This window comes from Rosenbergiella metrosideri (assembly GCF_022602565.1).
GTDB lineage: Bacteria > Pseudomonadota > Gammaproteobacteria > Enterobacterales > Enterobacteriaceae > Rosenbergiella > Rosenbergiella metrosideri.
The window spans coordinates 52,275-64,834 of sequence record NZ_JALBCV010000015.1 but is presented as its reverse complement, the minus strand read 5'-3'; the positions used below and the strand labels follow the sequence as shown (position 1 = coordinate 64,834).

Below are 12,560 nucleotides of genomic sequence, written 5' to 3'. Positions count from 1 at the left end.
GTCAGGTGCACCTTTCAACAGCACTTACTCCACTTATCGTAATCCTTAGGTGATGAAGTGCGTTGAAGCGTTTATACTGAGCTAACATATCTTAGGAGTAAGTGTCGATGAGTGACCAATTTGAAGTCGAAAAACAGAACGTTGACCAACAAGAAATTGCAAAATTTGAAGCGGTTGCGAGTCGTTGGTGGGACCTAGAAGGGGAATTTAAGCCACTTCATCGTATTAACCCTCTACGTCTTGGGTATATCTCCGAACAATGCCAAGGGTTGTACGGCAAAAAGGTCTTGGATGTCGGCTGCGGTGGCGGGATCTTAGCCGAAAGTATGGCGAAAGAAGGCGCTGACGTGGTAGGCCTTGATATGGGGGCTGAGCCACTTGCCGTGGCAAAACTGCATGCTTTAGAAAGCCAAGTCACTATCGACTATGTCCAACAGACCGTTGAAGCTCATGCCGATAAGTTTGCCGGGCAATACGATGTGGTCACCTGTATGGAGATGCTGGAGCATGTTCCAGACCCACGTTCCGTTGTGCTTGCCTGCGCCCGTCTGGTTAAGCCGGGCGGTGAAGTCTTTTTCTCAACCATCAACCGCAACCCTAAAGCTTGGCTAATGGCGATCTTTGGTGCGGAGTATGTGTTACGAATGGTCCCTAAGGGCACCCACGACATTAAAAAATGCATTCGTCCTTCCGAGCTATTAGGCTGGGTGGATGAAACCCCACTAAAAGAGCGCGATATGACCGGTTTGCACTACAATCCGTTTACCAATCGTTTCACGCTGGGCGGTAATGTTGATGTTAACTACATGATTCATACGCATTACCCTCTTCCGTCCTAAAAAGTACTTCCCTTCTTCTCAAGAGGAAGGGAAGTTGTCGCCTGAATAATCAATTTGACCGAATTCTCATCATACGAATTCAGGATGAAAAAAAAGCCTGATTTTATTGACAAGCCCTCCTCCCTTTTGCCATGCGGTTTTCGAAAAAAACAAGCCATTCTGCGTATAATTTTGTACTTGTATAGTGATTAATTCTCACTACAATAAAACACCATATTGTTACCTCTTTGACAGCAAGACACTACATGTAGTGTTTATCCACAGTCTTATTCACAAATATGACTGTGCATAACTCTGTTAATAGGTAGCTCCCTAAGACTTCCGTAACAATAGGAAACTCCTGCATGAATCAGAGTCTGCTCGTGACTAAGCGCAATGGCCAGCAAGAACGTATCAACTTGGATAAGATACACCGAGTACTTGATTGGGCTGCTGAGGGATTAAATAACGTCTCCGTTTCACAAGTTGAACTACGCTCTCATATCCAGTTTTATGATGGCATCAAGACTTCTGACATTCATGAAACTATCATTAAAGCGGCAGCGGATCTGATTTCGCGCGAGGCACCAGACTATCAATATCTCGCTGCGCGCCTCGCTATTTTCCATCTGCGCAAAAAAGCCTATGGTCAGTTCGAGCCACCCGTACTCCTCGACCACGTGAAAAAAATGGTGGAACTGGGTAAATACGATGCACACCTACTGAGCGACTACACCGAAGAAGAGTTTGCGGAACTCGATAGCTACATCGATCACTGGCGTGATATGAACTTCTCTTACGCGGCGGTGAAGCAACTTGAAGGCAAATATTTAGTTCAAAACCGTGTTACCGGTGATATCTACGAAAGTGCGCAGTTTTTATACATCCTGGTTGCAGCCTGTCTGTTCTCGGCCTATCCGAAAGAAACGCGTCTCGATTATATTCGTCGTTTTTATGATGCCGTGTCGACCTTTAAAATTTCCTTACCTACGCCAATCATGGCTGGGGTACGTACGCCGACTCGCCAATTCAGCTCATGCGTACTTATTGAGTGTGGCGATAGCTTAGACTCTATCAACGCCACCTCTAGTGCTATCGTTAAGTACGTTTCACAACGTGCAGGGATCGGGATCAATGCTGGCCGTATTCGTGCGCTAGGTAGCCCAATCCGTGGTGGTGAAGCTTTCCATACCGGGTGTATCCCGTTCTACAAACACTTCCAGACGGCCGTGAAATCTTGCTCGCAAGGCGGCGTTCGCGGGGGGGCCGCGACACTGTTTTACCCTATGTGGCACTTGGAAATTGAAAGCTTATTAGTCCTGAAAAATAACCGTGGTGTTGAAGGTAACCGTGTCCGTCACCTAGATTACGGTGTACAAATCAACAAACTCATGTATCAACGTCTGGTAAAAGGCGGCGATATCTCGCTATTCAGTCCATCGGATGTGCCAGGACTATACGATGCCTTCTTCGCTGACCAAGCAGAATTTGAACGTCTTTATACTCAGTACGAAGCGGATGACGCTATTCGTAAGCAAAAAATCAAAGCTGTTGATCTGTTTGCCCTAATGATGCAAGAACGTGCTTCGACAGGCCGTATTTATATCCAAAACGTCGACCACTGTAATACCCATAGCCCATTTGATCCAGCGGTCGCCCCTGTACGCCAATCAAACCTTTGTTTAGAAATCGCGCTGCCGACTAAACCGTTAAACGATATTAACGACGAAAGTGGTGAGATCGCTCTCTGTACGCTATCAGCCTTCAACTTGGGCGCGATCAATGACCTCAGTGAGTTGGAAGAGTTAGCCACCCTCGCTGTACGTGCACTTGACGCCCTGCTCGATTATCAAGATTACCCGCTGATTGCGGCAGAACGCGGCGCGATGGGCCGTCGTACGCTGGGGATAGGGGTGATCAACTTCGCTTACTACTTAGCGAAGCACGGTAAGCGTTATTCCGATGGATCGGCGAACAATCTGACGCATAAAACCTTTGAAGCCATTCAATACTACTTATTGAAAGCCTCAAACCAATTAGCGAAAGAAGCCGGCGCTTGCCCATGGTTTAATGATACAACCTATGCCGCAGGAATCTTACCGATCGATACTTATAAAAAAGATTTGGATACGGTCAGTAACGAACCGCTGCATTTAGATTGGGAAAGCTTACGTGAAGAAATCAAGACGCATGGCTTACGTAACTCAACACTTTCAGCGTTAATGCCATCAGAAACCTCTTCGCAGATTTCTAATGCCACAAACGGTATCGAACCTCCACGCGGCTATGTCAGTATCAAAGCCTCGAAAGACGGTATTTTACGTCAGGTCGTTCCAGAGTATGAGCGCTTACAAGATCAGTATGAGCTGCTATGGGAAATGCCTTCTAACGATGGTTACCTACAACTTGTCGGGATTATGCAGAAGTTCGTCGACCAAGCGATCTCTTCAAACACCAACTACGATCCGACACGTTACACTGGCGGAAAAGTACCGATGCAGCAGTTACTTAAAGATCTGCTCACCGCGTACAAATTCGGCGTAAAAACACTTTACTATCAAAACACGCGTGACGGTGCCGAAGATTCCCAAGAAGATCTGTTACCTGAAGCGGAAGACGATGGCTGTGCAGGCGGAGCATGTAAGATCTAATTACTGAATCGGCTTAAGGTAAGCAGGTAATACCCTGCTTACCTTCAACATATTCTTATTTGCTAATGATTGGGATACCTCAATGGCTTACACTACTTTTTCACAAAATAAAAACGATCAGCTCAAAGAGCCAATGTTCTTTGGCCAACCGGTCAACGTTGCGCGCTATGACCAACAAAAATATGAAATTTTTGAAAAACTGATTGAAAAGCAACTCTCCTTCTTTTGGCGTCCTGAAGAAGTCGATGTCTCACGCGATCGGATCGATTTTCAAAAACTTCCTGAACACGAACGTCATATCTTTTTAAGTAACTTAAAATACCAAACGCTATTGGATTCTATCCAAGGGCGTAGTCCAAACGTTGCGCTGTTGCCGTTAATCTCCATTCCTGAACTGGAAACATGGGTTGAAACCTGGGCGTTTTCCGAAACGATTCACTCCCGCTCATACACTCATATTATTCGTAATATCGTAAACGACCCCGCACTGGTATTCGACGATATCGTGACGAATGACCAGATCCTGCGCCGTGCTGAAGATATTTCTAAGTACTATGACGACCTGATCGAAATGACCAACTACTGGCATCTTCTAGGTGAAGGTGACCATCAGGTTGCAGGAAAAACCGTCACCGTTTCCCTGCGTGAATTAAAGAAACAGCTTTACCTCTGCCTGATGAGCGTCAATGCCCTGGAAGCTATTCGTTTCTACGTGAGCTTTGCCTGTTCATTCGCGTTTGCCGAGCGTGAGCTGATGGAAGGTAATGCCAAGATCATCCGTCTTATCGCACGTGACGAAGCCCTGCACCTGACAGGCACGCAACACATGCTAAATCTGCTGCGAAGCGGTGAAGATGATCCGGAAATGAAAGAGATTGCTGCTGAGTGTGAGCAAGAGTGCTTTGAGCTGTTTAAAAAGGCTGCTGAGCAGGAAAAAGAGTGGGCAGAATACCTGTTCCGTGATGGTTCGATGATCGGAATGAATAAAGATATTCTCTGCCAATACATCGAATATATTACCAATATTCGTATGCATGCCGTGGGGCTGCAACTGCCATTCAAAACCCGCTCTAATCCAATCCCTTGGATTAATTCGTGGTTAGTCTCCGATAACGTGCAAGTGGCTCCGCAAGAAGTGGAAGTCAGCTCTTACCTTGTCGGCCAAATCGATAGCGTCGTCGACACTGATGGTTTTAACGATTTCGAACTGTAATCATGACCACTAAACCCGCGCGAATCACACTCAGCCACTCTGGGAAAATGGTGGAGCCAGAGCTCCACCATTCTAGTTTGTTACAAACCTTAGAGCATCATCAGCTCCAGGTAGAATACCAGTGTCGCGAAGGTTACTGTGGCTCTTGCCGAGTGAAATTATGTAAGGGCCAAGTGTGCTATGCGAGTCAGCCCTTAGCTTTTATTCAACAGGGCGAAATTTTGCCCTGTTGTTGCCAGCCCGATGGCGACATCGAGATTGAACTGTAGCCCGCTCTCCCCTAATCGCGACTCAGCGCTAAGCCTTGATAGATAAGCGTTACCGGTTGTCCGGTTAACCAACGATGAACCAAATACATCGCCTGTACCACCAGCACTTCCTGAAGACGTTGCGGCACACTCAATAGCGCGTCAGAAACCACCACGTGAAAAGTATAGGTTTGGTGAGGCGTAACGAGAATAAATCCCACTTCTCTCCCCTTGACCAAGGGGCTAATCGCTAAGAAGAGTGTTTGGTCCGCGGGTTTTACCGCTAAGGATCGCATCCAGTTCTCCACATCCCGCGTTTCGTTATTTCCCGTGATCTCGGCCCCACAGAGCGCAGCATTTCCATTAGCTAACGTCCAGTTGAGCAATCCGGCTGAAAAGCCTTCATGTAACTGCAATCGATAATGGCGCTGACTCAGTAACGTGGCGATTTCTGCGGCGAAACCTGCCTTCCCTTCAAAAAGAACAAAATCTTTGACGCGGCCCTTGATAATTTGCCAACAGGCTTGCATATCGGCGAGTTGAGTCTGATTACCGCTCAGTTTAATCTCAACGATAGGCGCTGCGGCACGATAGCCTAGAGTTACCCCGACAGGTAGACTGATATCGGCCAATAACGCGGCAATAAAACTTTCTCCACGACCAAAAGTGGTCAAGCGTAAACAGGATAATTTATCTGATATGGGAAAGTATTGGGTAAGCCTTGGTAGTACCTGCTCGGTGATCATTAACTTAAATTCAGCAGGCGGTCCCGGCGTAAAAAAGATCTGGCAGTCATTAAGCTCAAGCCGAAAACCACAAGCCGTACCGTTACCGTTCGGTAGCATTTCTGCCGTATCAGGGATATCGGCTTGTTTAAGGTTAATGGCTGCCATTTCCCTTCCCCGACGGTCGAAGAAGTCCTTCAGTTCGCTCAACCATTCGGCGTTACGGACTAGGCCAACGCCCGCTGCCTGTGCCGCGGCTTGGGCGGTAAAATCATCGCTAGTGGGACCTAATCCACCGTTGACGATTAACACGTCAGCGACCCGGCTGCGTTGTTGGAGTGTCTCCACCAGTGTCGGCAGACAATCTCCTGAGGTCGTGCGAAAGGTCATTGCGTAACCGGCTTCATAAAATGTGTTGGCAAGCCAAACAGCATTGGTATCGACGATTTCACCATGGAGTACTTCATCGCCAGTAGATAACATTTCGACCTTCACAGAGACGACCTCATTTTCGTTAACGTTTAAACGAAACAATACCGCAAATCATCCCTGCTGCCCATCCTAATGCCAATGTGCGCCATGGACATTCAGTCACGAATTGGTTGACACAACGCGCCCGACGGCGGTTTCTGGCGATCAGTCCTTCTTTATTAGCCTCAAGTGATTCACGGGCGTGCTCGAGCGCTTGTTCCGCTTTAGCTTTTAATCCTAGATAGTAGGTATCGGTTAGGTCGACTTCCGCTGCCAGTAACGCCTCAACACTCTCTGCTAGTGCAGATAATTGCTGCTGTAGTTGCTCCTGCTGCTGTTTCTTAGACATACGCTCTCCTCATACGATTAAAGTCAATGGGTAACAGTCGAGGTCATGCACGTTTTTACTGATCAGTGCTACGCTTTATTAATCTTAGCATACGCTGCTTATCCCTTAATTTTATGCAAGAATATTAGCAGACAAGATTACTCTGAAAAGCAGTAGTAAAACGAATTTTAAGCACGCTATAGTATCTGAAAGTTATTCATCGCGGAGGAGAGCTTCCTCCATTCTTTCATAGTTCTAAGGAAATGTTTTCGGCATGAATCGTAGAAAGTTTGTTAAAGCCTCAGTTGCATTATCCGCCCTCGGTGGCCTTTCTGGGATCTCAGGATTGTTGTCAAATCAAGTGTGGGCAGCAGATGGGATTGCCGATGGCACAGCCAAAAAATTCAGCTTCGATAAGCTCAAAGCGCACGCTAAACAAATGGCCAGCAGCCCTTGGTCGGGTGCCCCAGGCGCCCTACCTGAGACCTTAGCTAACCTGACACCACAGGCCTATAATAATATTCAATATGATGCTAAACAGTCGTTATGGGCTAACATACCTCATCGTAAGTTAGATGTGCAATTCTTCCATGTCGGTATGGGTTTTAAGCGTCCCATTAGAATGTTTTCAATCGATACTGCTAGCCAAGATGCACGAGAAATCCACTTTCGACCTGAGTTATTCAACTATCACGATGCCAATGTCGATGTAAAACAGATACAGGGCAAAAAAGACCTCGGCTTTGCAGGCTTCCGTGTGTTTAAAGCACCTGAACTGGCACGTCGCGATATTGTTGCGTTTTTAGGTGCTAGCTATTTCCGTGCCGTGGATGACACTTTCCAATATGGTCTATCGGCACGTGGGGTTGCAATCAATACCTTAACGCAGCATGAAGAATTCCCCGATTTCACTGCATTCTGGTTCGAAACGCCAAAAGCCGATGCCACCACTTTCGTCGTCTATGCGTTACTGGAGGGTGCAAGCCTAACCGGTGCATACAAGTTCACCATCGCCTGCGAAGATCAACGCACCGTGATGAAGATCGAAAACAGCCTTTATGCCCGGAAGGACATTGAACAACTGGGTATCGCGCCAATGACCAGTATGTTCAGCTGCGGTACCAACGAACGCAGAATGTGTAACACCTATCACCCGCAAATTCACGATTCTGATCGCCTCGCGATGTGGACAGGTAAAGGCGAATGGATCTGCCGCCCACTGAATAATCCGCGCCAGCTGTCCTTTAATGACTTCACTGATGAGAACCCAAAAGGTTTCGGTTTATTACAACTCAACCACAACTTCAACGATTACCAAGATGTTATCGGCTGGTACGATAAGCGCCCAAGTCTATGGGTAGAGCCCGTAGGAAGCTGGGGTAAAGGCACGATTAATTTGATGGAAATTCCGACCACAGGTGAAACACTCGATAACGTTGTCTGCTTCTGGCAGCCCGCAACCGCGATTAAAGCAGGTAGCGAAGTTGATTTCGCCTACAACCTTTACTGGAGTGCCTTACCGCCGGTAGAGAGCAACTTATCTCGTGTCGTCTCTACCCGTACTGGTATGGGTGGATTCCCAGAAGGTTGGGCACCTGGCGAACACTTCCCTGAGACTTGGTGTCGTCGTTTTGCTGTCGACTTTACCGGTGCTGAATTGAAAGATGCTGCACCAAAAGGTATTGAACCGGTGATCACCGTCTCGTCAGGCACGTTTAAGCAAGTTGAAATTCTTTATGTCGAACCTACCAATACTTATCGTATCCTCTTTGATTGGTATCCGAACAACGACAGTACAACGCCGGTCAATATGCGGATGTTCCTACGCACCAAGGATCAGACGCTATCGGAAACTTGGTTATATCAATACTTCCCCCCTGCGGCTGACCAACGTAAATACGTTGATGACCGTAAGATGACGGCAGGTAATTAATCCCCCACCCCACCCCCCGAATCTCTGGCTCGGTGATTCGGGGTATCTTGCAAACCATTTCTGGCCCGCTACGTGTCCTTTGCTATCCACAAGAATTTGCTATAGTAAAAACAGGCAAGCTTTGAAATCGTCACCTATCATTACTCTATGATCGCTTAATTCTTAACATGAAAAAGGAAATCGCTATGCGTAAAGCTAGTTTATTAGTTATTGGGATGTTAGTGAGTGGTACCGCGATGGCGAATATGGCGGCTGGACAATCAGAAGGAACACAAATTAATGGCGTATGCTCTCATATCAAATTAAATAGCCACGCTATTTCGGAAACCGAAGCCAAAACTATGTTCGTCGGCAATGAAGTTCGTTTAGCCTATAACCATGTATTAAAGAAAAATCCGCAATTAGCACAAAATCCAACTAATGCAAATGTTGAGCAGTGCAAAAAATTAGTCGGCCAATCGCTCCATCATTTGAAAAGCACATCTCTGTAGGTGTATTAAAGATAACAGTCCGAATTTAGGGCTGTTATTTTTTATGTTTGAGCGCTATCACGATTATCGGTTATCTACCCGCACATCAAGGCACATGGATGTCCAACCCTGCTCGAGGGCCACTCTGCTGTAATATGTATCTCCCCTTCTCTCTATCAAAAACCCGCTCCTGCACTGGATGCCTTGCAGTAGGCGTTATTGAAAAGTCAGAAACTTCGCTTCGAATGGCGTGCTCAAGCGCATGACAGCGCTCATTTTTAATGCGCGATCCACGGCGGTCCAATTCTGCATGAATTTTCAACACCGAGCTACCATCGCTGTGGTAAGTACCTAAACCACGGCACAATTCATCATCTGTCCAAGTCGACAATTTTTCCTCAGCAATAGTGGAAGGTTCTGCACAAGCAGTGACCGCTATAATCCCCAGTGGTAAGAGTAATTTTATAAATTCCATCATTCATCCTTGAAAAAGCTGTTATGGGCATAACGGTAAGATAGGTTTTTGAACGCTTTGACGGCGAAAAACTTCAATGATGACTAGCAATATGCAGGGTGGGAGCTTGCACCTACTCAGCGTGACAGCTTTTCGGTGCAAAAGTGATTCTTTAAAACCTTACAACAGCGGTTGTGCCATCTGTACTAACGCAATCAGCGGTTGTGGGTAGAAGCCCGCCACAATAATCACTACGGCTGACAGGAGTACGACAATACCGCCAGCGGTGTAAGCCCAATTATTGTTGGTATCGCGACTGCGCTGCTCAGGCCCTTTTAAGAACAGGCTGACTGTTACCCGTAAGTAGTAATAGAGGCCGATAGCACTGCCCACAACGACCGCTGCCGTTAACCACCAGAGCTGAGCCTGCACACCGTTCGCTAACAGATAAAACTTACCGATAAAACCAAAGGTTGATGGGATCCCAGCTAAAGAGAGCATCGAGACCGCCATCACACTGGCCAGCACTGGGCGCTGCCAGAATAATCCGCGGTAAGAGTAGAGCGAGTCAGTATCGCTGCCGTTCGCCGGTGAAGACATTAAGCTGATCACCCCAAAAGCAATAAGGCTACTGAATAGATACCCGATCAGGTAAATTCCTGTCGCTTCTAAAGAAAGTTGATGAGAAGGCGTTGCAATCAAGGCAATTAATAGATAGCCGAGGTGGGCAATCGACGAGTAGCCCATCAACCGTTTGATATTGCTTTGCGAGATCGCCATCAAGTTACCCACCAGCATGGAGGCTAAGGCGATAACGATCAGCACCACTCGGATCGATTCATTATCAGCCACCGGAATGGATACAAATAAGCGAATCAATACCGCGAAAATCCCAATTTTACTGGCTGTCGCCAAGAATGCCGAGACCGGAGCGGGTGCACCTTGATACACATCCGGCGTCCACAAGTGGAAAGGGACTAAGGATAATTTGAAGCCAAGACCGATGATTAACAGACCAAAACCCGTGATCAAGAGTGATTGCTCGACCACCCCATCCGTCAGTGCCTTGGCTAAGGCTGGAAAACCAAGGCTGCCGCTTGCCGCGTAAATCAGTGCAATACCGAATAGCATAAATGACGAGGCTGCCGCAGACAGGATCATGTATTTTAGCGCCGCTTCCAACGACCGTTTTTGTTGGAAGGCATAACCGACCAAGCCGAACAGTGGCAGCGATAGCAGTTCTACGCCAATAAACAGAGAAGCAAAGTGATCCGCATAAGCCAAGACTATCCCACCGAGGCCTGCTATCAGGACTAATAGATAGAATTCATCTTTATGGTCCGTGTAGCGCTCTAACCAACGATAGGCAAAGGTACAGGTAGCCAAACTCGCTAAGATCACTAACCCACTGTAGAAGAAGGCATAATGGTCGGCTCTTAATAAGTCCGTTACCGTCGTAACAGGTTGACGCGCCGGGAACCAGATGGAAAATAGCGCAAGGTTAAGCCCAATCACCGTTAGCGTTGCGTTGAGAAAATGATTGCGACGCCAAGCAATGGATAGCATCACCACTACCACAGTTAATCCAACGATTAACATCGGTAGCAGTGAGATCAATTGTTGAGAAGTTATTGTCATGGCGGATTACTGCCTTGTCATTGTAAGTGAAGCGTTAAACCAGTGCTGAATGGCACCCATGGTTGACGAAGAGGTATCGAGGATTGGTTGAGGGAAGATCCCCAACAACACAACCAATACGACTAAGATCAGAATCATGGTGAATTCGCGTGCATTCATCGCCGCCAGCGGCGTCTCGGACTTAGGCGCGCCGTAATAGGCTCGCTGCATCATGATTAACGAATAAACCGAGGCGAAAACTAAGCCGAAGGTCGCAATCACAATAATCACTGGCACCACTTGGAAACTTCCGGTCAACATCATAAATTCACCGGCGAAGTTACCCGTTCCTGGCATCCCGAGATTTGCCACGGCAAAGAATAGTGACATCGCAGGGATCCATTTAATGCGTGCCCATAATCCCCCCATCTGACGCATATCACGGGTGTGCAAACGCTCATACAACTGGCCACAAAGAATGAACAGTGCCGCCGACGAAAGGCCGTGTGCAATCATCTGCACCACTGCACCTTGGTAGGCAAGCTGGCTACCGGTGAAGATGGCGATCACCACAAAGCCCATATGCGAAATTGAGCTATATGCAATCAGGCGCTTGATATCGGTCTGAGTGAAAGCCATCCACGCACCATAAAAGATGCCGATTAATCCGAGTCCCATCGCAATCGGCGCAAACTCTGCTGACGCTTGCGGGAACAGTGGCAGGCTAAAACGCAGTAACCCATAGGCAGCAGTTTTTAACAAAATACCCGCGAGGTCGACGGAACCGGCCGTCGGTGCTTGGCTGTGTGCATCCGGTAACCAGCCATGCAGCGGAACAATCGGCATTTTTACCGCAAAAGCAATAAAGAAGCCGAGCATCAGTAAATACTGGACGTTGTGCGACATCGGCGTATTCAGCAGTTGCTCATAGGCAAAGGTCCAAACGCCGGTGGCCGAGTAATGCGTGAACACTAACCCAAGGATCGCAATCAGCATCACAAGGCCCGATGCCTGGGTATAGATGAAGAATTTGGTCGCAGCCGAAATCCGTGTCTTACCGTCAGACGCTTTATGTCCCCATAACGCAATCAGGAAGTACATCGGCACCAGCATCAGTTCCCAGAAGAAGAAGAAGAGGAACATATCCAGAGAGAGGAATACGCCCATCACGCCGCCCAAAATCCACATCAGGTTGAGGTAGAAAAAGCCTTGGCGTTTTTGGATCTCTTGCCATGAACAGAGTACGGCCATCAAACCGAGTAGCGCGGTAAGCACCACCATCAACAGCGATAAACCATCAATCGCGAGGTGGAAAGTAATGCCAAAACGCGGGATCCACGTTGCGGTAAATGAAGACTGCCAGTGATCGACACCAGTAGTCTGAGTAAATGAAAACCCGCCTTGCGACCAAAGTTGCAAAGCAAGTGCTAGCGTTAGCCCCATTGTGACGAGCGCAATCCAGCGCGGTACTTTAACGCCTAAGCGTTCAGCCAACCAGCAGAGTAAGCCGCCAACGAAGGGGAGGATAATTAGCCAAGGTAGTAACACGGCGTAGAGTTCCCTTTTTTAGTGATTCTGAGTCATATTGCTCAAAAAATTTACGCTTGGAGGTCAAGGCGATACAGTATTCGC

Annotated in this window: 11 protein-coding genes; 6 read left to right on the top strand and 5 right to left on the bottom strand. The window is 47.5% G+C overall.

Annotated features, from left to right (window positions below):
• Positions 1–107 precede the first annotated feature (107 nt).
• The 4 genes from ubiG (at position 108) to yfaE (ending at position 4,951) form a co-directional block, all read left to right on the top strand.
• Positions 108–839 carry a bifunctional 2-polyprenyl-6-hydroxyphenol methylase/3-demethylubiquinol 3-O-methyltransferase UbiG gene (gene ubiG / locus MKR94_RS13335; RefSeq protein WP_241647348.1) on the top strand — a complete coding sequence of 244 codons (732 nt, stop codon included), beginning with the start codon at positions 108–110 and terminating at the stop codon, positions 837–839.
• Between the two features lie 344 nt (positions 840–1,183).
• Positions 1,184–3,469 (top strand): class 1a ribonucleoside-diphosphate reductase subunit alpha, encoded by a 2,286-nt coding sequence (nrdA, locus tag MKR94_RS13330; protein ID WP_241647347.1) that lies wholly within the window; start codon positions 1,184–1,186, stop codon positions 3,467–3,469.
• 82 nt (positions 3,470–3,551) lie between these two features.
• Positions 3,552–4,682, top strand: a complete 1,131-nt coding sequence (gene nrdB, locus MKR94_RS13325; RefSeq protein ID WP_241647345.1) for a class Ia ribonucleoside-diphosphate reductase subunit beta — start codon at positions 3,552–3,554, stop codon at positions 4,680–4,682.
• A 2-nt stretch (positions 4,683–4,684) separates the two neighbouring features.
• Complete coding sequence (gene yfaE, locus MKR94_RS13320; protein ID WP_277755671.1) at positions 4,685–4,951, top strand: class I ribonucleotide reductase maintenance protein YfaE; 267 nt, start codon at positions 4,685–4,687, stop codon at positions 4,949–4,951.
• An 11-nt stretch (positions 4,952–4,962) separates the two neighbouring features.
• Here yfaE and MKR94_RS13315 read toward each other — a convergent pair whose 3' ends face one another.
• Together MKR94_RS13315 and MKR94_RS13310 are read right to left on the bottom strand one after the other, a co-directional pair.
• Positions 4,963–6,138, bottom strand: a complete 1,176-nt coding sequence (locus tag MKR94_RS13315) for a CinA family nicotinamide mononucleotide deamidase-related protein (RefSeq protein WP_241647343.1) — start codon at positions 6,136–6,138, stop codon at positions 4,963–4,965.
• A gap of 31 nt (positions 6,139–6,169) precedes the next feature.
• Complete coding sequence (locus MKR94_RS13310) at positions 6,170–6,475, bottom strand: DUF883 domain-containing protein (protein WP_241647341.1); 306 nt, start codon at positions 6,473–6,475, stop codon at positions 6,170–6,172.
• Positions 6,476–6,728: 253 nt separating this feature from the next.
• On the opposite strand from MKR94_RS13310, the gene MKR94_RS13305 reads away from it, so the two are divergent.
• Together MKR94_RS13305 and MKR94_RS13300 are read left to right on the top strand one after the other, a co-directional pair.
• Positions 6,729–8,387, top strand: a complete 1,659-nt coding sequence (locus tag MKR94_RS13305; protein ID WP_241647340.1) for a glucan biosynthesis protein D — start codon at positions 6,729–6,731, stop codon at positions 8,385–8,387.
• Positions 8,388–8,572: 185 nt separating this feature from the next.
• The gene (locus MKR94_RS13300; protein WP_241647338.1) at positions 8,573–8,878 is read left to right on the top strand and encodes a hypothetical protein; all 306 of its coding nucleotides are present in this window, start codon (positions 8,573–8,575) and stop codon (positions 8,876–8,878) included.
• 85 nt (positions 8,879–8,963) lie between these two features.
• Here MKR94_RS13300 and MKR94_RS13295 read toward each other — a convergent pair whose 3' ends face one another.
• The 3 genes from MKR94_RS13295 to nuoM all read right to left on the bottom strand — a co-directional run bounded on the left by MKR94_RS13295 (position 8,964) and on the right by nuoM (position 12,476).
• Positions 8,964–9,332, bottom strand: a complete 369-nt coding sequence (locus MKR94_RS13295; RefSeq protein ID WP_241647336.1) for a hypothetical protein — start codon at positions 9,330–9,332, stop codon at positions 8,964–8,966.
• Positions 9,333–9,491: 159 nt separating this feature from the next.
• Positions 9,492–10,949 carry an NADH-quinone oxidoreductase subunit NuoN gene (nuoN, locus tag MKR94_RS13290; protein WP_241647334.1) on the bottom strand — a complete coding sequence of 486 codons (1,458 nt, stop codon included), beginning with the start codon at positions 10,947–10,949 and terminating at the stop codon, positions 9,492–9,494.
• 6 nt (positions 10,950–10,955) lie between these two features.
• Positions 10,956–12,476, bottom strand: coding sequence for an NADH-quinone oxidoreductase subunit M (gene nuoM / locus MKR94_RS13285; RefSeq protein WP_241647332.1), 1,521 nt, complete (start codon positions 12,474–12,476; stop codon positions 10,956–10,958).
• Positions 12,477–12,560 lie beyond the last annotated feature (84 nt).